This window comes from Streptomyces sp. NPDC053542 (assembly GCF_044544685.1).
Lineage (GTDB): Bacteria > Actinomycetota > Actinomycetes > Streptomycetales > Streptomycetaceae > Streptomyces.
In genome coordinates, this window is the sequence record NZ_JBITXL010000005.1 from 533,323 (window position 1) to 551,781 (window position 18,459).

An 18,459-nucleotide genomic window follows, 5' to 3' on the forward strand; every position below is an offset into this window, starting at 1 on the left:
AACAAGCGCCAGGAGACGGGGACGGGGAGCCACGCCTTCTCGCGCAGGTCGCCGCCGGAGCCGACTCACGCACCCGGCGGCGACCCCTCGCCGCCTTTTTCCTTTTGCCGGGGCCGGCCATTCGGTGCGCTACGCCATTCGGTTGAATGGTCAAACTCAGGGGCGTTGTGGGGCAGCGTAAGGGCGTCCGGGAATTCCTGCGACAGCGGGTTCAGCGGATTGCGCCAGTGGAGTTATTCGCAAGTCTGAGCGAGCGCCCAATGGGGTGGGGCTGTAATCATTTTTATGTCCCACTTCATGCGCAAAAGGAGAGAACCATGCGCAAGTTCATCGGACGCTTCGCCGCCACCGCCGCACTCACCGCAGCAGCGGTCGTCCCGCTGTCCGGGGTGGCCTCGGCACAGACGCCGACGACCGCCGCACCGACGTCCGCGTCGGCAGCCGGCCCCTGTGGGTGGGGTTGGGGATACGACTGCTGGGGCTGGGGCTGGCACCACCACGACCACAACCTGATCAACATCGACCTCGGCCTCGGGATTCTCTGAGGGGCCAGTGAAAGGAGGAAGGGCCCCGCTGCTGCGGGGCCCTTCCTCGCTGAACTGCTGCCGCGTGAACGTCAGTCGTTGACGCAGGTGTTGCCGAAGGCGGGGTTCAGCAGCCCGATGATGTTGATGGAGTTGCCGCAGACATTCACGGGAATGTGGACCGGCACCTGGATGGCGTTGCCGGAGATCACGCCGGGCGAATTGTTCGCGGCGCCGCTGGCACCACTGTCGGCCATCGCGGAACCGGAAGCGGCACCCGCGGCGAGGCCGGCAGCGGCCAGAACCATAGCGGCCTTGTGGGCAGTCTTCATGGGGAGTCCCTCCAGGGATGGTTACCGCGGCTCCGGACGGGCCGCACCGTGCTGAACGCAGATCCGGTTCATCGGCTACGGGCAGCCGCCGATAAACCTTCGATCGGCTCAATGCGCTGAATGTGCAGGAGCGACCGGCTGCATTCTGGATTCTGGTGGGTATTGAACGCCGGACTGCGTAGCGGCCGCACGAGCCGCTTTCGGCGTGTTGCGCTCCGTACACTGAAATCCGTACATCTGACCAGTGGTTCACCCGGCCGGGACCGCACCCGTCGGGCTGTTGATGCGTTGATCGGTCTGTTAGCCCAACTGGGCGACGGAAATCGAAGCCGACGTTACTGTCCGCTGTTCAGTGAAGAGGTACTGCTATGTCGCGCGTTGCCAAGACCGCCCTGCTCACCGCCGTGGCCGGGGCCGCGGTTCTCGGTGCTTCCGGTATGGCGTCCGCCACCTCCGGCGGCGCGGGCGCGTTCGGCGCCGCCGAGAACTCCCCGGGTGTCGGGTCCGGGAATCTCGTCCAGGCTCCGGTGCACGTTCCCGTGAACGCCTGCGGCAACACCGTGACCGTGATCGGCGCGCTCAACCCGGTCTTCGGCAACGACTGCGTCAACCACTGACGCGAGTGCGCGGAGCCGGCCGGTGACCGGCCGCCCGCACGGCCGCGGATCGTCCGTACGGCGCGGTGGCGTGATGCCTTTCGGGGCGTCAGGCCGCCGCGCCGTTGCGCGTTCATTCGAGTGACAGCACGCAACCAAACTCCCCGGAACACGTTGACCAGTTCGCTCCGACTACGGGCATTCCGTATTGAGAAGGGTGAATCGTGTTCAAGAAGGTTCTTGCCACGGGTGCCGTGGCGGCGTCCATTGTGGGCATGTCGGCGGCAGCGGCCCCCCAGGCGCTGGCGCTCGGTGACGACGGCGGTGCCACCAACCTGAGCGGCAACGGTGCTTCGTCGTCTTTCGGTAACCAGACGACGGCCGGCCACATGAGCACCCAGCTCGGCCTGGTCCAGGGCACGCTGAACAAGCCCTGCATCGGTCTGCCGCTCAAGGCCAACATCGGTTCGCTCATCGGTCTCATCCCGATCACGATCCAGGACATCAACGTGCTGGCGAACCCGCAGAACCAGCAGTGCACCGACAACTCCAGCCAGAACAAGGGCGACGAGCCCCTGTCGCACATCATCGACGGAGTTCCGATCCTGTCGGCCAACGGCACCGGCAACGGCTGATCCTCACCGGCTGCGAAGGCCCGGACCGCCCCCCTCTCCTCCTGGGCGGCCCGGGCCTCTTCGCGTTCCCGGAAAAACTGCCGCGTGCCCGAAGAGGAAACCCCGGTTGTATTCGCCGAATTGAGTACCGGCGAGGCGACGAGCGGAAATTCCTACAAACATTACTTCAGGCCGAGTCGTTGGGTCATTAGAGGGTGTTCTGAGGAAAGTTCCAGCAGTGGGGTTTCGATTCCCCCGGGTGCTCGTTACCAGACACGGCAGCGTTGTTACGGGCGATCGGGATAGCGCTCGTGCGGCACGAAGGTCGTGACCGTTACGAACTCCGCTGCAGAAAGGGCTGAAAGTGAAGTACACGAAGGTCGCCGCGGTCGCCGCTGGAACGCTGATGGCAGCGGGGACCGCCGCGCCGGCGTTCGCCGACTCGGGTGCCAGCGGTGCCGCCAACAACTCTCCGGGTGTGATCTCCGGCAATGTCCTGCAGGTTCCTGTTCACGTTCCGGTGAACGTCTGCGGCAACACGATCGACATCATCGGCCTGCTGAACCCCGCCTTCGGCAACACCTGCGTCAACGACTGACGTCCGCGACGTACGCAGTTGTGAGTTCGACCCGGACGGCCTCGGGACGCATGCCATGCGCCCCGGGGCCGCCTTGTAGTTACGGGCGTACGGGCAGCAGCCCTTACGCGACGGCAAGCGAAGACAGGAAGACCAATGCGACAGGTCCTGGCTAAGGGTCTCCTCGCCGCCGCGGCCACCACCGGTGTGCTCGGGGTGACCGGAGGCACCGCGTTCGCGGACGCGGGAGCGAGCGGTGAGAGCGCGAACTCCCCGGGAGTGCTCTCCGGGAACAACGTCCACGCACCGGTGGAGGTGCCCGCGAACATCTGCGGGAACAGCGCGGACGTCGTCGGGGCGCTCAACCCGTCCTTCGGAAACGGCTGTGCCAGTGACGGGGGCGGCCACCAGACGCAGAGCGGGCAGCAGCCGCAGGGCGGACAGGAGCAGCGCTCCACCGAGGGCGGGCAGGAGCCCGGGGAAGGCGCCGGGGAAGGCGCCGGCGAGGGCGCGGGCGCGGCCGGCTCGGCACAGAACTCGCCGGGTGTGGGTTCCGGCAACGACGCCAAGGCCCCCGTCGACGTCCCGGTGAACGCCTGCGGCAACACCGCGGACATCGTCGGCCTGCTGAACCCCGTCTTCGGCAACGACTGCGCCGGGTCGTCGAACGAGCAGGAGCACGCCGACGACTCCGTACCGCCGCAGCACGTGACGCCCGAAGCGCCGCGGCCGGCCGGACCGGCGGACCCGCGCGCCGGCGAGGCGCACGACACCGGCTCCCCGGTGACGCAGCTGGCCCACACCGGTACGCAGCAGATCGGCTTCGCGGCCGGCACCGGAGCCGCGCTGGTACTCGGCGGGGCGATTCTGTACCGCCGGGCGCGGCCGGCCGGGCGCTGACGCCGGGGAGAAATTCGGATTTCCTTATGGACGGCTGTGCGGGCGTCCGGGAAGCGGGCGAACGGCAACGCCGGGAGAACCGCCGGAATTCCCGTCGTTCGGGTGGAACGGGAAAAAGGAGCGGGCCCGCAGTTTCCGTGTGCGGACCGGTTCGTTACGCATGACGACAGCGGCGGAAGTACGGCACGCCACACTGCCTGCGCGACGCGCAGGGCGTTCTCGTCGCCCCGCCGCTGCGGAAAGGAACGCTGAAGATGAAGCTCGCGAAGACCGCGGCGATCCTCGCCGGCTCGGTGGTGGCGCTGGGGGCCGCGTCCCCCGCGCTCGCCGCCCCCGCCCCCTCGACCTCCCCGAGCATGAGCCTGAACGGCGGGCTGAACGACGCGCTCGCCAACGCGGGCAGGTCCGAGGTCGACCCGCTGATGGACAACGCGCACCGCGTCACGCACGCGCTGGGCCGTGGCGACACCAAGGACCTGGTGGGCGGCGTCACGCACCTCGCGGGGCACCTTCCGCTGGCCGGTCTGCCGCTCGGGAAGTAACGCCGCTGGGCGGCCGATCCGGCGCAAGGATCAGCCGCCGTGCAGCGGGACGGCGTACGGCCCGTCCGGGCCCGCGACCGCGAGGACGGTTCCAGGTGAAGGGGATCGGAATCGCCCCCGCTGATCGGCCGCTCGATCAACATACCTCGCTCCGGCCCGTAATTCGGCGCACCGCCGAATTTACCGTCGAACGGCGGAGGCCGGCCGTCGGTCCGCTTTCGCGGGATTGCCTGCGGGATTCCACGGGTCGAATACGCGCCCGGGTATCCGGTTATTCCACCGTACGGCTGTGCCGTCACGGTGAATTAGCTGCCAGGCGAAGAACCATATGGGTGAAAGTGCAAAACCAAACCCGCTGAAAAGAGTTGGGCAGAGCGCTCCGGATGCGGGCATTCAGTAACAAGAAGGGTGAATCGTGATCAAGAAGTTCATGGCCTCGGCCGCAGTCGCAGCGTCCATCGTCGGTGCCTCGGCCGCCGCCGCTCCCCAGGCGATGGCTGTCGGTGACGACGACGGTGCCACCGCCGTCTCCGGCAACGGTGCGTCGCAGTCGTTCGGCAACTCCACCACCCACGGCAACATGAGCCCGCAGATCGGTCTGATCCAGGGCTCGCTCAACAAGCCGTGCATCGGCCTGCCGGCCAAGCTGAACGTCGGTTCGCTCATCGGCCTCATCCCGATCACGGTCCAGGACATCAACGTCCTCTCCTCGCCGCAGAACCAGCAGTGCACCGAGAACTCCACCCAGAACAAGGGTGACGAGGCGCTGTCGCACCTGCTCGACGACATCCCGATCCTGTCCGCGAACGGCGCCGGCAACAGCTGAGCGTGACGAGAGCCCGGGCCGTTCCGCCTTCGGCGGGGACGGCCCGGGCTTCTTGCTGCGCGGAACACCGGAGAGGGGCGGGGGCCCCGGGGCCCCGAGGCGCGCGCACGGCTGTGGCCCCGGCCGCCGCGGTGGGGCGGCGGACCGGGGCGGGCCTCGCGTACGGCTCAGAGTTCGTACGGCCGCTGGCGGGGTGGCCGGCGTGGCGGGTCGGGCACGCGCGGCGGCCTGAGCGGCGGGATGCGCGGGCCGGCCTTCGGCTCGGCGTCGTCGGGGCGTTCACGGCGGGGCGGGAACGGGCCCCGCGCGTGCCACTCGGCCAGCAGCCGGTCGTAGATCGGCGTCGGCTCCTCCCGCACCCAGCGGCCGGGCCGTGGCACGCGCGGCGGCTGCCGGTCCGCGTGCTCGTCGTCGTCCTTCATGTCCACGTCCACGTACAACCGTCCGTACCGGTCGCGGGTTATGCCGGGTGTGGGCCGAAGGAGTTATACCGGCGGAGCCGTACGGGGAAGCGGACCGGAGGCGGACCGTCAGTAATCCACGTCGGGGGCCTCCTCGGACGGGTCCTGCTGCTGCGTGGACGGAGCCTGTGCCCAGGGGTCCCGCGGGCTGTTGGCGATGGTCTTGGCCAGGTCGCCGGCGGCGACCAGGGTCTGCTGGGCGGCGGTCACCACGTCCTCCCGGTCGCGCCCGCCGAGGGCCTGGACGAGCGCCTCGATCTTCGCCTGGAGGTCGCCGACGGCACGGGCCCGCGGACCGGCGGCGGCCGGCGCCCGGGTGTCGGTCCGCTCCGGGCTCCTGGCGGCAGTCGCGCCGGCAGCGGGTGCGTACGGGGCGCTCCCGGCGTACGGGTCGGCCTGGGCGTACACGTCCGAGGGCGCGTCCGAACCGGTGAGTCCGTACTGGTCCGTCGAGTACCCCTGCGCCGGCCGCACGTCGCGGCCCTCCAGCCTGGCGAGCTCGGCGGCGATGGCCTGGGCCTCGGTCTTGGTCTTCGCGGGGGAGGTGGTGTGGTTGTCCTTCTTCAGCGCGTCGCCGACCACGTGCAGTACGTCGCTGAGGGCGCCCAGCAGGCCGCCGTTCTCGTTGCCGTTCTGGGGGGCGTCGGGGGCGGGCGCCAGGACGGCCGCGTCGGGAGGGGCGGCGTTCCGCTCGGCGATGGACGCGGCGGCCGGGCCGGCCGTGCCGAGGACGAGGGCGCCGCAGGCGGCGGAGGTGACGATGAGTCCGGACTTCCGGAGCATGCGCATGGTGGTCCTTTCGGGTGACCGGTAGGAGTGGCCGTGGTCGGCTCGGCGGTGCCGTCGAGCGGTACCGCCGAGCGGTGCGTCGGGAGAACGCCGAGATACCGTCACGGTGCAAAGGCCGGTCGCCGCGCGCAATTCATCGGCAACGCGCCGTCAGGAGCAGTGGGTTGCGGTCGTATTGTCTGACCTGCCGTTTCTGGCCGAGCAGCGAAGACGGCGGGGCTGCGGCCATTCGTGGCGGCGGGGACGCCGCCGGGGCGCACGGCCGGGTGGCACCGGGACCGGAGTCATTACCTCCCGGCCCGTGACGGCGTTGCACTGGGTGTGGCGGAACGTGTCACTGGCCGTGATGCGTGGGCCTTCGCGGGGCGGTGCCGTCTTCACCCTCCGGCACCGTCCCGCCCCCGGCGGAGACGCGTTCGTACGGCTGAGGGAACGTATCTTCATGCCGTCCCCGGTGCAGGCGTATTCCGTAACCGGTACGGGTGCGGGCCGCAACCACGGGCCATGGGCACGAGTTGAAGCCCGGCGTGGAGCTCTTTCTCGACAGACAGCGCCCGGGAGTCGTGCCGCGCCCCGCGATGGAGCCGACCCCGATCTACGACCGGCTGCTGGCCGAATGGCGGGCGGGCATCGTCCGGCGGCCCGCCGCCCTGTGGCCGCACGACAACACGGTGTGCGGCACCGGCCAGGGGCCCGGCGGTCCCGGCCCCGGCGGACCGGGCCGGCCCGGCGGCTCCGGCGGGCGGCTGCCTGCCGCGCTGCCGCCCGCGATGGTGCGCAGGGGCAGGGTGCCCGTCGCGCCGCGGCCGGTGGCGGCCTCGCACCCGCTGTGAGGCCGGTGCGCCCGGGGCGAGGGCGGTACGGGGGCGGTGCTCAGCGAGCGGCGTTCGTACGGTCCGGCGGGCAGTCGCGCGGCCGCGGGATGGCCGGACCGAAGGCGAGCGCCTGCCGCACGACCTCCTGGGCGGTGGGCGGCACGTCGGGCCAGAAGATCAAGTCGCTGACGTAACGGCACCGCAGGGCCTGCTCCAGCCAGTCCAGGTGGGCGTAGAGCCCGGCCTCGCCGTCGTACTCGCCGTCCAGGATGCGCTGGACGACGGCGATGGCCTGCTGCCGTACGGCCTCGTCCGGGGCACCGTCGCGGGCGCCACCGCTGCCGTCGCTCTGGTCGCTGTGGTCGCTCTCCAAGCGTGGCTCCCTGTCGTCCCTGACCGGTCCCCCAGAGCCTGTCACTCTTTGACGGCCGTCAAAACCTCCGGGCCCCTGGCCGGCCGACGGCTGTATGTGGCTGCGGACCCGGCTCGGCGGTTGCGCTCCCCCGACGGGCGGTGTGCGCGCCGGCGCACCGACGGGCCGGATCCGATGTGACGATCTCATCGGACGGGTCCAACGGCTGACTAACATGTGCCCAACCATGTGGCCAACGGGTCGGCCTGTACGGAGGAGCAACATGCGGTTCGGCCTGTTGGGCCCGCTGACGGTGCACGACGGCGCGGGCGGGGCCCGCCCTCTCAGCAGCGCGAAGGGCCAGGCGCTGCTGGCCGCCCTCCTGTTGCGCGCGAACCGCGTCGTACCGGTCGACGTGCTCAAGGAAGCACTCTGGGGCGGGCACGCGCCCGCCTCGGCCAACGCCTCGCTCTACAACCACGTCACGCGGCTGCGCCGGACGCTCGGCGCGGACGGCGACGGCCGGCTCAGCTCGGTGGCCCCGGGCTATCTGCTGAGGGTCGGCCCGGGGGAGCTGGACAGCACCGAATTCACCGCTGCCGTACGGCGTGCCCGGGAGGCGTACGCCCGTGCGGACTGGACCGCGGTGCTCGGGGAGGCCGCCACGGCGTCCGCACTGTGGCGCGGCCGTCCGCTGGACGGGCTGCCGGCCGAGGTGTCCGACGCGCTGGACGCCCAGCCCTTCGTGCAGCAACTGGAGGAGGAACGTCTCCAGTTGCTGGAGTGGCGGTACGAGGCCGAGCTGCGGCTGGGGCGGCACGACGGGCTGGCCCCCGAGCTGTGCCGGCTGGCCACCGAGCACCCGCTGCGGGAGGAATTCCACCGGCAGTTGATGCTGGTCCTGCGCAGATCGGGCCGGCAGGCGGAGGCGCTCGCCGTCTTCCAGGCGCTGCGCCGGCGGCTGGTGGACGAACTGGGCGTCGAGCCGGGCGCGGCGGTCCAGGAAGCGCTCCAGGAGGTGCTGCGGGAGGACGACGCGCCCCAGGAAGCGCCGCGGGGCATCCCGGAGCAGGCCGACGGGGACGCGGCCGAGGACGGCGTCGGGAGCGCCGCCGTAGGCACGCCCGCGGAGGCCGAAACCCGGGCCGAAACCCCCGCGGACCTGAAGCCTGCCCGCCGCCCCGCCCAACTCCCGCCCCCGCCCGACCCCTTCCTCGGCCGGGACGAGCAGGTCGCCGCGCTGCACGAGGCGTTGGCGCCGCGTGCCGGCCGGGCCGCGACGGCCGTGCTCAGCGGTATGGCGGGCGTCGGGAAGAGCGCGCTGGCGGTGCACGTCGCCCACGGGCTGCGCGAGCAGTACCCGGACGGACAGCTCTTCCTCAATCTGCACGGCGCGAACCCCGGCGTCGCGCCCATGAGCGCGCTCCAGGCCCTGGAGGTGCTGCTCCGCGACCTCGGCGTGCCGGCCGGGCGGGTGCCCGACGAGGTGCACGCCGCTTCGGCGCTGCTCCGCTCGACGCTCGCCGGAGCCCGTACCCTCCTCGTCCTCGACGACGCCGCCGGCGCGGCCCAGGTGCGGCCGCTGCTCCCGGCGGGCCCCGGCTGCGCGGTGCTGGTCACCAGCCGGTCGCCGCTGGCCGCGCTGGACGGCGCGGTGCATCTCCCGCTGGCCAGGCTCGCCGAGCGGGACAGCGTGGACCTGATCAGCCGGGTGTCGGGGCACGGCCGGGTGCCGGCCGGCAGCCCGGCGGCCCGGCGGCTGGCGGAGCTGTGCGGGCAGCTGCCGCTGGCGCTGCGGGTGGTCGCGGCGCGGCTCGCGGCCCGCCGCGCGCTGACCGTGGAGGCGCTGGTGGAGCTGCTGGACGGGCAGGACGGGCGGCTGGACCATCTGGAGTACGACGATCTGAGCGTGCGGCGCTCGCTGGCCGTCGCGTACGACGCGCTGGTGGCGTCGGAGCGCCCGGCCGACCGGGACGCGGCGCTGGCGCTGCGCCGGATGGGCGCGCTGGACCTGCCCGAGTACGAGACGGAGCTGGCCGCCCGGCTGATGGACGCCGGTACCCGGCGCACCTGTGCCGCGCTGGACCGGCTGGTGGACGTGGCGCTGCTGGAGGAGGTGGCGTTCGGCCGGTACGCGCCGCACGACCTGGTGCGGGACTTCGCGCGGGAACTGGCGGCGCAGCACGAGGACGCGGCGGAGCGGGAGGCGGCGGCGCGGCGCGGCCTGGAGTGGTTCGCCGCCCGCGCCGCGCAGTCCGTACGGGTCCTCCTGCCGCCCTCCCCCTTCCAAGCGCTGCGGCTGGCGGGCGAGCCGAAGGAGGCGGCGGCGCCGTTCGCGGACGCGGAGCAGGCGTTCCGCTGGGGCGACCGGGAGCTGGCCGTGATGAGCGGCCTGGTGGCGCGGCACGTCGGTACCGAGTACGGCAGGGAAGCGGCGGTGACGCTGGTACGGATGCTCGCGCCCTATCTGCAACGCCGGGGCCGTACGCAGGAATTGGCCAATCTGAGCGACCTGGCGCGGGCCGGGGCCCGCGAGTCGGGCGACGCGGGCGCCGAGGTGGTCGCGATGAGCGACCTGGCCAGTGCGTATTACATGTCGGGGCGCTACGAGAAGGCGCTCGTACTGATCGACGACGCGATCGCCCGGTGGCGGCTGCTGGGTGACGACGAGTGGCTGCAGCGGGTGCTCAGCAACCGGGGCCTGCTGCTGTACGTACTGGGGCGGGCCGAGGAGTCGGCGGCGGCGCAGGAGGAGGCGCTCGCGTACGCGCACCGGCTGGGCGACGACCACGCGGTGGCGATCTGCCTCAGCCACCTGGGCAATCTCTACGAGCTGACCGACGCGCGCAAGGCCATCGAGTACCACCGGCGCAGCCTGGAGACGGGCGTCCGGCTGGACAGCGCACGGTTGCAGCAGACGGCGCGCTGCAATATCGGCTGCGCCTACCTCACGCTCGGTGAACCGGAGGCAGCGGTCGGTCAGTTCGAAGAGGCGCTGCGCTCGCTGGAGGACTCCACCGACTGGCACACGGTCTCCGAGAGCCGTCTCGGGCTGATTCGCGCGCTGCGCACGCTGGCGCGCGCGGAGCGGGCCGCGCAGGAGTGCGAGACGCTGCTGGACCTGGCCGAGCTGCGCGGCGACGCGTACACCGCCGGCAAGGCGCGGTACGAGTACGGGCACGTGCTGCGCACTCTCGGGCGCGCGGCGGAGTCGGACGAACAGTGGCGGCTGTCGCTGGCGGCACTGGACGGCACGGACGCCGATGTGCTGCCGGAGTTGCGCACCCTCGTGTGACGTGCTGGGGCCGGCGCTTTTAACCCATGGCCAGTGAATTACCCCTCGTATTTCTCCCTTGTCGGGCGGCGCCCGTGTCCTGATTACACCGGGTCTGCTTAGCCCGCCTGGCGCACACGAATAGGAAAACGGATAAACTGGTGCAATTGTGGTGGGAGTTGTCATGGGCTCCGGTACCTGGCAGGGGTGGGCGGTCCGCTCCGGCCGGCACGCGAGGCCCGCCGCCAGCGTCCAGGAGGTCCCATGCTCCGAAGCGCCGTCCGCAGCGCCGCCGCCGGTCTCGTCCTTCTTTTCGCGGCGGTACTCGCCGCCGACGCGGGTGCCCCGGGCGGTGGTCGCCTCGCCGCCCCGCCGGCCCCGGTCCACCTGGTCTCCGCCAAGAAGGGGATGCCGCTCGACGGCCCCACGGTCATCGCGCACCGGGGCGCCGCCAAGTACGCCCCCGAGAACACCCTGGCCGCGGTCGACGCGGCCGACCGGCGCGACGTCGAGTGGGTCGAGAACGACGTGCAGCGCACCAAGGACGGCAAGCTGGTCGTCATCCACGACGCCACGCTCAAGCGCACCACCAACGTGGAGCAGGTCTACCCCGACCGGTCGCCGTGGCGGGTGGGCGACTTCACCGCCGCCGAGATCGCCAGGCTGGACGCCGGGAGCTGGTTCGGCAGGAAATTCGCGCGGGAGCGGGTGCCCACCCTCGCCTCGTACCTGAACCGGGTGGACCGCAACGACCAGCACCTCCTGCTGGAGGTCAAGAATCCCGAGAAGTACCCGGGCATCGAGAAGCAGATCCTCGCCCAGCTGCGGTCGTCCGGGTGGCTGGACGCGACGCATGTGATGGACGGGCTCGTCATCCAGAGCTTTGACGTCGCATCCGTCCGCCGCGTGCACTCCCTGGAGCCGGAGGTGCGTACGGCGGTGCTCGGCACGCCGAGCCGCGCGCAGCTCCCGGAGTACGCCCGCTTCGCCGACTGGATCAACCCGCCGTACAAGGGCCTGAGTTCGGCCTATGTGTCCGCTGTGCAAAGCCTGTGGGGACCGCACGCCGACCGGCTGGAGGTGCACACTTGGGGTGTGTCGGCCGGTCAGGCCAAACGGGCGTTCTCGGCCTACAGCGTCGACGGCGTCATCCTCTGACCTGCGCCTTCGCACGCTCCTCGGATGCACTGGCCGCCGTGTGACGTACATGGCATGTGAAGCATGTGAGGAGACGATTTACGGGATTCGGTGTGCCGGGCTAGGGTGCCTCTGATGTTCTCAGCTGCCTCGCTCCCCGCAATTCCGGTAAGACGGAGAATTCTCTCCCTGGGTTGCCCGGGGGAGGGGACGTGAACAATCTCGCGCAGCCGCACAGTGAGCGGCGCAGCCCCCTCCCGCCCACGCGGACCGCACCACCGGCGGACACGGATGCCGCGGTAACGGGCGGCGTACAGCAGGCCGATCGGAAGCGCACCGAGCCGTCGAAGAACGGCAAGCAGCGGGACGCCTTCTTCGACAACGCCAAGTACCTGGCGATCGTGCTGGTGGCCATGGGCCACTCGTGGGAACCGCTGCGGGACGGCAGCCGCTCGGCCGCGGCGCTCTACATCATGGTGTACGCCTTCCACATGCCGGCGTTCATCATCATCTCCGGCTACTTCTCGCGCAGTTTCGACATGCGCAAGGACCGGCTGCAGCGGCTGATCACCGGCGTCGCGGTGCCGTACGTTCTGTTCGAGGTCGCGTACACGCTGTTCAAGCGGTACGCGGACGACGACCCGGGCTACGACTTCAGCCTGCTGGACCCCTGGTACCTGACCTGGTTCCTGATCGCGCTGTTCATCTGGCGGCTCACCACGCCGATCTGGAAGGTCGTGCGCTGGCCGGTCCCGCTGGCTCTGGCCATCGCCGTCCTCGCGTCCGTCTCGCCGAACATCGGCAACGACCTCGACCTCCAGCGGGTGCTGCAGTTCCTGCCGTTCTTCGTCATCGGCCTGAACCTCAAGCCCGAGCACTTCCTGATCGTGCGCAACAAGCGGGCCCGCATCATCGCGCTGCCGGTGTTCGCGAGCGCGCTGGTCTTCGCGTACTGGGCCGCGCCGCGGATGAACGCCGCGTGGTTCTACCACCGCGACGCCGCCCAGGAGCTCGCCGCCCCGTGGTGGAGCGGCGCGGTCATGACCCTCGCGATGTTCGGCTGCTCGCTCGTCCTGGTCGCGTGCTTCTTCGCCTGGATCCCGGGCCGCACGATGTGGTGCACCGCCCTCGGCGCCGGCACGCTGTACGGCTACCTGCTGCACGGCTTCCTCGCCAAGGGCTCCCGCTTCTGGGGCTGGTACGACGACTGGGACTGGATCCACACGCCGTGGGGCGCCGTTCTGCTCACCCTCTTCGCGGGCACGCTCATCACCGTGCTGTGCACCCCGCCCGTGCAACGGATGTTCCGCTGGGCGATGGAACCGAAGATGGCCTGGGCCTTCAAGAAGGACCCGGCCGAGGCGGCCCGCCACCGCCGCTGAGCCCGACGCGAAGGGGCCCGGTCCGCTACGACGGACCGGGCCCCTCAGCATTTCAGGACACCACGGCGATGCCCTCGATCTCGACCAGCGCGGCCTCGTCCCACAGCCGCGTCGTGCCGATGACGGCCATGGCCGGATAGTCGCTGCCCACCAGACGCTTCCAGACCTGCCCGATGGCGGCGGCGTTGCGCCGGTAGTCGGCGACGTCGACCGCGTACACCGTGAGCTTGCCGAGGTCGGAGGGGGCGGCGCCGGCCGCCTCGGCCGCGGTCAGCAGATTCGTCAGCGCCTGCTCGAACTGCTCGACGACGTCCGAGCCCACGATCCGGCCGGCGCCGTCCAGCGCGGTCTGCCCGGCGAGCAGGACGAGCGTGCCGGAGGGCGCGCGCACGGCGTGGCTGAAGCCGGTCGGCGGGGACAGCCGCGGTGGGTTGATCCGCTCCAGCTCGCTCATGCTTCCGCCTCCGCCTCAGCCGCCGTTCGTCGCCACCAATTCGTAGCGCACACCCAGCGATTGAAGCGCCTCCTGCTCCTCCTGCGGAAGATCCTGGTCGGAGATGACGAGATCGAAGTCGGCCAGCGGAGCGAGCTCGTACAGCGCCTGACGGCTGAACTTGGAGTGGTCCACGAGCAGCACCTTGCGCCGGGCCGCCGCCATCAGGGCCCGCTTGACCAGGACGTTCTCCTGGGCCTGGTGGTAGCAGTGGCCGTTGTCGACGGCGGAGGTGGACAGGAAGGCGACGTCGGCGCGGAAGCTGCGCGCGATGTCGGCGGTGGACATGCCGAGGAAGGCGTTGAACGCGGCGTGGTACTCGCCGCCCAGCGCGATCACCCGGATGTCGGGCTCGTCGGCCAGCTCGTTGATCACCTGCAGCGAGTTGGTGATCACGGTGTACGCGCCGCGTCCGGAGAGCGAGCGGGCCAGCGGCAGCGCCGTACTGGAGTCGTCGATGATCACCGCCTGGCCGGGCTCCGCTATGGCCAGCGCGGCCGCGCAGATCGCCTCCTTCGCGGCGACGTGCTCGCTGCCGCGCCAGCGCGCGTTCGACTCGAACAGGGCGTTGGGCGCGGCCGTGGCGCCGCCGCGCACCTTCCGCAGCCAGCCCTGGTGCTCCAGGGTGTCCAGGTCGCGGTGGACCGTCATCTGGCTGACGCCCAGCTCCTTGACCAGGTCCTCGATGCTGACCTGGCCCTCGGACAGCACCCGGTCCGCGATCCGCTTCCGGCGCTCCTTGGGGCCGAGCTTGGCCGGGGAGGCGGCGTCGCCGCCGGCGGGCGCGGCGTCATCGGCCGGGGCCGGGGGCGCGGCGTCGTCGGCCGGGGGCACGGCGTCAGGAGTCCCCTCGGCAGTGCCGTCGGCAGTCCCTTCGGTACCGGTCAACGCTGGTCCTCTCCCGGATGGCGGTCGGCCACGTCCTTACACGTCCGCACGGCCCGGCCGGCCGCACCGGGGCCTCCTCGGAGTTTAGAGCCTGCGGGGCGGCCTTCCCCTGGCCCGGGCGCGGGCCTCACTTCGCGTCCGCGTAGCACTCCACCACCGCCGTGGTGAACGGGAAGCGGACCGGGGTGGGGCCGAAGGCGAGGCGGCCCGCCAGGTCGGCGGCCGCGGCGATGGCCTGCGCGACCGCCGGCGCCTCCTCCTCGGGGCAGTGCACGATCACCTCGTCGTGCTGGAAGAAGACCAGCTCGGCGCGCATGCCCGCCTCGTGCAGCGATCGGCGGAGCGCGGCCAGGACGAGGAGCGCCCAGTCGGCGGCGCTGCCCTGCACGACGAAGTTGCGCGTGAAGCGGCCGCGGGCCCGGGCGCCCGCCGTGCTGCCGTACGAGGGCGGGGCCTCCTCCTGGGGCAGGCCCGCCTCGTCGGGCGCGGCCACCGAGGCGGGCGGGCACGTGCGCCCCATCCAGGTGCGCACGAGGCGGCCCTCCTCGCCGGCCCGCGCCGCGTCGTCCACGTACGCCACCGCCGCCGGATAGCGGCGCCGCAGGTCCGCCATGTGCTTGAGCGCGTCGCCCGAGGTCTGTCCGTAGATCGCGCCGAGCAGCGCGAGCTTGGCCTGCGCGCGGTCGCCGCCGAAGGCGCGGGCAGCCAGGTCGGCGTACAGGTCCCGGCCGCTGCCCGCGACCTCCATCAGGCCGCGGTCCCGGGAGACGGCCGCCAGCACCCGCGGCTCCATCTGGTCGGCGTCCGCCACCACCAGCCGCCAGCCAGGGTCGGCGACCACCGCCCGCCGGATCACCTTGGGCACCTGCAGCGCGCCGCCGCCGTTGGTGGTCCAGCGCCCGGAGACCGTGCCGCCGGGCAGGTACTCCGGGCGGAACCGCCCCTCGTGCACCCACTGCTGGAGCCAGGACCAGCCGTGCGCGGTGTGCAGGCGGTAGAGCTTCTTGTACTCCAGGAGCGGGGCGACGGCCGGGTGGTCGATGCCGAGCAGCTCCCACTTGCGGGTGGAGGTCAGCTTGATGCCGGCCTGTGCGAAGGCCCGGATGATGTCGGCCGGCAGGTCGGGGCGGACCCGCACGCCCTCCCCGAACGCGCGGGACACCTCGTCCGCCAGCTCGGCCAGCCGCTGCGGCTCCAGGCCACGCGGATAGCGCTCGCCCAGCAGCTCGTCCAGCAGCGCGCGGTGCACGTCCGCGCGCCAGGGCACCCCGGCACGGTGCATCTCGGCGGCGACCAGCATCCCGGCCGACTCCGACGCGAGCAGCAGCCGCATCCGCTCCGGCCGCTCGGTCTTCTCCGTACGCGCCAGCTGGCCCGCGTACACCTCCCGCAGCGCCGTGAACTCGTCCGTGCCCGGCGGCAGCGGGGCCGGGCCCGGCTCGAAGAGCGAGGGCTGTGTCTCCGCGGTCCGCACCGGCGGGTCGTCCGGCACCGGCAGGCCGCGCAGCCGCGCCCAGGCCGCCGCGAGCGACCGCGGCTGGCCGGACTGGCCCTCCTCGTGCCCGATCAGCAGCGCCTCGGCGGCCTCGACGTCGTAACACCGCTCGACCCGCACCCCGGCCGCGAGCAGCCTGCGGTACGACTCCGCCGTGGAGCGCCACACCCAGCGCTCCACGTCCGGCCGCGCCCGCACCGCCGTGACCAGGTCCGGCTCCTCGGCGACCGCACCGACCACCGCTCCCGTCCCGTCCACCGCACACAGCCGGACACCCCCGTTCGCCGATTCGCCCACCACCCACCGCATGTCGTGAGTTTCGCACCGGGGTACGACAATCCGGCGGTGGCGCGGTCTCCCTCCGGCTCCCGTCGGAGCCCTCGCTCTCAGATCTCCTGGACTGCTGTCGGGCGGTCGAGGCCCGTGCAGCGGGCCAGGTGGGCCGCCTCGGCCGCCAGGCCCTCGGCCGGCACGGGGCCGTGCTCCGCCACGTGGTCCTTGAAGAGGCTGATCTCCACGGCCGTATCGGTGAAGGCCCAGACGCCCGCGACCCGGCCGCCGTGCACGACGACGGGGGAGATCCACCCGGCCGCACGGCTCACGTCCTTCCTGTGGTGCGCCGGGATCAGGCGGCTGTCGGCGGTGCCCGGCCCGAGGACGTACTGGTCGAAGCCGGCCAGCAGCCGCACCTCGCGGGAGGGCCGCACGGCCGCCAGCGCGTCGGCGTCCTCGCTGCGGAGGTACGCACCGGACTCGCCGTCCACCTCCACCGGCGTGAGCGCGTCCCCGAGCGCCGCGAACCAGCCGCGCAGCGTCGCCCTGCGGGTCGCGCCGCGCAGCAGCCACGCGTCGAAGGCGGCGGGCGTCGCCGGGCCGTGCGCCCCCAGATACGCGGAGATCACCGCACCGGACGCCTCCTCGGGGTCCGGCACACCGGCCCAGTCCGGCACCCACGACCGCGGTGCGGCGAAGGTGACGTTCCGTCCCCGGGGCAGGCCCTGGCACAGCCGGCCGGTCCAGGCCAGCGGCTTGAGCACCGCGCTCCAGCCCGAGGAGAGCTGCTCGCTGAGCCCGCCGAGTTCCTTGCGGGAGCACACGGCCGCCACCAGCTCCTCGCGGGTCAGCTCCCGCCCGTCCAGCTCCTCGTCGACCGCCTCGCCCAGCGCCGCCAGCTGCCGCGGGCTCACCCCGAACGCCTTCTGCCAGGACGGCTTCTCCCACGTCCGCGCCGCGCCGAGCAGGGAGAGGTACGCACCGGCCGCCGGCGCGGGCAGCAGATGCAGCGTGCCGCGCATGGCCCAGGTCCTGATCACCGAGCGGTCCGCGAGCGCGGCGTCGACGGCGCCCGGGGCCGGGTCGCTCCGGCGGGTGGCGATCGCCAGCTCGGCGGCCGAGGCGACCTGGGCCTGCACCCCGGCCAGCCGGCCGGCGAGCTGCGCGACGGACCCGGCACCGCGCGGTGCGAGGCGCTGCTGCCGCAGCCGCCAGGCCAGCACTTGGTCGTGACGCACCTTGAGGATTCGGTTCATGCGCCCATTGCACCGCACGTCACTGACAGTCGCCCGGCACCGCAAGTCACGGCGGTGCCAGCGGCGTTCACCGTGTCCCGCCTCTGGTCCCGCGCCACCGGGCGGCGGGACCATACGCTCGCGAGTCCGGAGAAACGGACACCGATGAGGGAGCCGCCGCATGACCAGAGCCGAGCAGACCGTCGCCCACCGCCTCATCGGCTCGGGCCCACGCCATGTCATCGTGCTGCACGACTGGTTCGCCACCTGCGCGGGCTGGGGCGCGGTCCTGGACTACCTGGACACCGAGGAGTTCACGTACGCGTTCCTGGACTACCGCGGTTACGGCGACCGCAAGGACGTCCCCGGCCGCTACGACCTCCCCGAGATCGCCGACGACGTGCTGGCCCTCGCCGACCAGCTCGGCTGGGACCGTTTCGCGCTGGTCGGGCACTCCATGGGCGGCAAGGCGATCCAGCAGGTGCTGGTCCGCGCGCCGGAGCGGGTCAGCCGCCTGCTCGGCCTCGCCCCCGTACCGGCGGCGCCGTACCCGATGGACGAGCCGACGCAGGCCCTCTTCTACGGGGCGTCCGAGGACCCCGAGAAGCGCCGGGCCATCCTCGACCTGGTGACCGGCCACCGTACGGGGCGGGTCTGGCAGCAGCGGATGATCAGCCACTCGATGGCGGCCTCCCGCAAGGAGGCGCACGCCGGCTACCTGGCCAGCTGGCACACGCTGGACCTCTCGGACGCGGTGCGCGGCAACCCCGTCCCCGTACGCGTCGTCGTCGGCGAGCACGACCTCGCCCTCACCGCCGACGTCATGCGCGCGACATGGCAGAGCTGGTACCCGAACGCCGAGCTCATCACCCTTCCGGGCACGGGTCACTACCCGATGCACGAAACCCCGGTGGCCCTGGCCGCCGTGATGGAGGACTTCCTCCGGCAGTAGAA

The 18,459-nt window shown here is 72.0% G+C and carries 20 protein-coding genes; 12 read left to right on the top strand and 8 right to left on the bottom strand.

From position 1 onward, the window contains the following. Positions 1–317 precede the first annotated feature (317 nt). Positions 318–545, top strand: a complete 228-nt coding sequence (locus tag ACIGXO_RS17320; protein WP_399786811.1) for a hypothetical protein — start codon at positions 318–320, stop codon at positions 543–545. Between the two features lie 71 nt (positions 546–616). On the opposite strand, the gene ACIGXO_RS17325 is transcribed toward ACIGXO_RS17320, so the two are convergent. Next, the gene (locus ACIGXO_RS17325) at positions 617–856 is read right to left on the bottom strand and encodes a chaplin (RefSeq protein ID WP_399786814.1); all 240 of its coding nucleotides are present in this window, start codon (positions 854–856) and stop codon (positions 617–619) included. Between the two features lie 368 nt (positions 857–1,224). Here ACIGXO_RS17325 and ACIGXO_RS17330 point away from each other — a divergent pair, with 368 nt between their 5' ends. The 6 genes from ACIGXO_RS17330 to ACIGXO_RS17355 all read left to right on the top strand — a co-directional run bounded on the left by ACIGXO_RS17330 (position 1,225) and on the right by ACIGXO_RS17355 (position 4,911). Beyond that, on the top strand, positions 1,225–1,473 hold the full coding sequence (locus ACIGXO_RS17330; RefSeq protein WP_399786816.1) for a chaplin: 249 nt from the start codon (positions 1,225–1,227) through the stop codon (positions 1,471–1,473). A gap of 203 nt (positions 1,474–1,676) precedes the next feature. Further along, complete coding sequence (locus ACIGXO_RS17335; protein ID WP_399786819.1) at positions 1,677–2,087, top strand: rodlin; 411 nt, start codon at positions 1,677–1,679, stop codon at positions 2,085–2,087. Positions 2,088–2,430: 343 nt separating this feature from the next. Next, positions 2,431–2,664, top strand: a complete 234-nt coding sequence (locus ACIGXO_RS17340) for a chaplin (protein WP_031058604.1) — start codon at positions 2,431–2,433, stop codon at positions 2,662–2,664. 135 nt (positions 2,665–2,799) lie between these two features. After that, the gene (locus ACIGXO_RS17345; protein WP_399786822.1) at positions 2,800–3,543 is read left to right on the top strand and encodes a chaplin; all 744 of its coding nucleotides are present in this window, start codon (positions 2,800–2,802) and stop codon (positions 3,541–3,543) included. Positions 3,544–3,797: 254 nt separating this feature from the next. Beyond that, on the top strand, positions 3,798–4,085 hold the full coding sequence (locus ACIGXO_RS17350; protein ID WP_399786825.1) for a hypothetical protein: 288 nt from the start codon (positions 3,798–3,800) through the stop codon (positions 4,083–4,085). Positions 4,086–4,500: 415 nt separating this feature from the next. Continuing rightward, positions 4,501–4,911, top strand: a complete 411-nt coding sequence (locus ACIGXO_RS17355) for a rodlin (RefSeq protein WP_399786828.1) — start codon at positions 4,501–4,503, stop codon at positions 4,909–4,911. 167 nt (positions 4,912–5,078) lie between these two features. On the opposite strand, the gene ACIGXO_RS17360 is transcribed toward ACIGXO_RS17355, so the two are convergent. Together ACIGXO_RS17360 and ACIGXO_RS17365 are read right to left on the bottom strand one after the other, a co-directional pair. Further along, positions 5,079–5,345 carry a hypothetical protein gene (locus ACIGXO_RS17360; RefSeq protein ID WP_399786831.1) on the bottom strand — a complete coding sequence of 89 codons (267 nt, stop codon included), beginning with the start codon at positions 5,343–5,345 and terminating at the stop codon, positions 5,079–5,081. A gap of 96 nt (positions 5,346–5,441) precedes the next feature. Then, positions 5,442–6,161, bottom strand: coding sequence for a hypothetical protein (locus tag ACIGXO_RS17365; protein ID WP_399786834.1), 720 nt, complete (start codon positions 6,159–6,161; stop codon positions 5,442–5,444). A gap of 563 nt (positions 6,162–6,724) precedes the next feature. Between ACIGXO_RS17365 and ACIGXO_RS17370 the strand changes: the two genes are divergently transcribed. Next, the gene (locus ACIGXO_RS17370) at positions 6,725–6,994 is read left to right on the top strand and encodes a hypothetical protein (protein ID WP_399786836.1); all 270 of its coding nucleotides are present in this window, start codon (positions 6,725–6,727) and stop codon (positions 6,992–6,994) included. A gap of 40 nt (positions 6,995–7,034) precedes the next feature. Here ACIGXO_RS17370 and ACIGXO_RS17375 read toward each other — a convergent pair whose 3' ends face one another. Beyond that, positions 7,035–7,349, bottom strand: coding sequence for a hypothetical protein (locus tag ACIGXO_RS17375; RefSeq protein ID WP_399786839.1), 315 nt, complete (start codon positions 7,347–7,349; stop codon positions 7,035–7,037). 262 nt (positions 7,350–7,611) lie between these two features. Between ACIGXO_RS17375 and ACIGXO_RS17380 the strand changes: the two genes are divergently transcribed. From ACIGXO_RS17380 to ACIGXO_RS17390, 3 genes are all read left to right on the top strand, one after another. Then, positions 7,612–10,623 carry a BTAD domain-containing putative transcriptional regulator gene (locus ACIGXO_RS17380; protein ID WP_399786842.1) on the top strand — a complete coding sequence of 1,004 codons (3,012 nt, stop codon included), beginning with the start codon at positions 7,612–7,614 and terminating at the stop codon, positions 10,621–10,623. A 243-nt stretch (positions 10,624–10,866) separates the two neighbouring features. Beyond that, entirely contained in the window at positions 10,867–11,760 is an 894-nt protein-coding gene (locus ACIGXO_RS17385; RefSeq protein ID WP_399786845.1) for a glycerophosphodiester phosphodiesterase, read from the top strand. Positions 11,761–11,951: 191 nt separating this feature from the next. Next, a complete protein-coding gene (locus tag ACIGXO_RS17390; protein WP_399786848.1) occupies positions 11,952–13,121 on the top strand; it encodes an acyltransferase family protein in 1,170 nt (389 codons plus the stop codon). A 52-nt stretch (positions 13,122–13,173) separates the two neighbouring features. Here ACIGXO_RS17390 and ACIGXO_RS17395 read toward each other — a convergent pair whose 3' ends face one another. The 4 genes from ACIGXO_RS17395 to ACIGXO_RS17410 all read right to left on the bottom strand — a co-directional run bounded on the left by ACIGXO_RS17395 (position 13,174) and on the right by ACIGXO_RS17410 (position 17,526). After that, positions 13,174–13,575: a RidA family protein gene (locus tag ACIGXO_RS17395; protein WP_399786851.1), complete on the bottom strand. Its 402-nt coding sequence runs from the start codon at positions 13,573–13,575 to the stop codon at positions 13,174–13,176. A gap of 15 nt (positions 13,576–13,590) precedes the next feature. Further along, complete coding sequence (locus tag ACIGXO_RS17400; protein WP_399786854.1) at positions 13,591–14,502, bottom strand: DeoR/GlpR family DNA-binding transcription regulator; 912 nt, start codon at positions 14,500–14,502, stop codon at positions 13,591–13,593. Between the two features lie 127 nt (positions 14,503–14,629). Continuing rightward, positions 14,630–16,306 (bottom strand): bifunctional 3'-5' exonuclease/DNA polymerase, encoded by a 1,677-nt coding sequence (locus ACIGXO_RS17405; RefSeq protein ID WP_399786857.1) that lies wholly within the window; start codon positions 16,304–16,306, stop codon positions 14,630–14,632. 77 nt (positions 16,307–16,383) lie between these two features. Continuing rightward, a complete protein-coding gene (locus tag ACIGXO_RS17410) occupies positions 16,384–17,526 on the bottom strand; it encodes a winged helix DNA-binding domain-containing protein (RefSeq protein WP_399786859.1) in 1,143 nt (380 codons plus the stop codon). A gap of 160 nt (positions 17,527–17,686) precedes the next feature. Between ACIGXO_RS17410 and ACIGXO_RS17415 the strand changes: the two genes are divergently transcribed. After that, a complete protein-coding gene (locus ACIGXO_RS17415; protein ID WP_399786862.1) occupies positions 17,687–18,457 on the top strand; it encodes an alpha/beta fold hydrolase in 771 nt (256 codons plus the stop codon). The last annotated feature ends 2 nt before the right edge of the window (positions 18,458–18,459 follow it).

Excerpts from the sequence above, each read along its gene's own strand:
- ACIGXO_RS17320 (WP_399786811.1), top strand. The coding sequence starts at position 318 with ATGCGCAAGTTCATCGGACGCTTCGCCGCCACCGCCGCACTCACCGCA.
- ACIGXO_RS17325 (WP_399786814.1), bottom strand. The coding sequence starts at position 856 with ATGAAGACTGCCCACAAGGCCGCTATGGTTCTGGCCGCTGCCGGCCTC.
- ACIGXO_RS17330 (WP_399786816.1), top strand. The coding sequence starts at position 1,225 with ATGTCGCGCGTTGCCAAGACCGCCCTGCTCACCGCCGTGGCCGGGGCC.
- ACIGXO_RS17345 (WP_399786822.1), top strand. The coding sequence starts at position 2,800 with ATGCGACAGGTCCTGGCTAAGGGTCTCCTCGCCGCCGCGGCCACCACC.
- ACIGXO_RS17350 (WP_399786825.1), top strand. The coding sequence starts at position 3,798 with ATGAAGCTCGCGAAGACCGCGGCGATCCTCGCCGGCTCGGTGGTGGCG.
- ACIGXO_RS17365 (WP_399786834.1), bottom strand. The coding sequence starts at position 6,161 with ATGCGCATGCTCCGGAAGTCCGGACTCATCGTCACCTCCGCCGCCTGC.
- ACIGXO_RS17380 (WP_399786842.1), top strand. The coding sequence starts at position 7,612 with ATGCGGTTCGGCCTGTTGGGCCCGCTGACGGTGCACGACGGCGCGGGC.
- ACIGXO_RS17385 (WP_399786845.1), top strand. The coding sequence starts at position 10,867 with ATGCTCCGAAGCGCCGTCCGCAGCGCCGCCGCCGGTCTCGTCCTTCTT.
- ACIGXO_RS17395 (WP_399786851.1), bottom strand. The coding sequence starts at position 13,575 with ATGAGCGAGCTGGAGCGGATCAACCCACCGCGGCTGTCCCCGCCGACC.
- ACIGXO_RS17405 (WP_399786857.1), bottom strand. The coding sequence starts at position 16,306 with ATGCGGTGGGTGGTGGGCGAATCGGCGAACGGGGGTGTCCGGCTGTGT.
- ACIGXO_RS17410 (WP_399786859.1), bottom strand. The coding sequence starts at position 17,526 with ATGAACCGAATCCTCAAGGTGCGTCACGACCAAGTGCTGGCCTGGCGG.
- ACIGXO_RS17415 (WP_399786862.1), top strand. The coding sequence starts at position 17,687 with ATGACCAGAGCCGAGCAGACCGTCGCCCACCGCCTCATCGGCTCGGGC.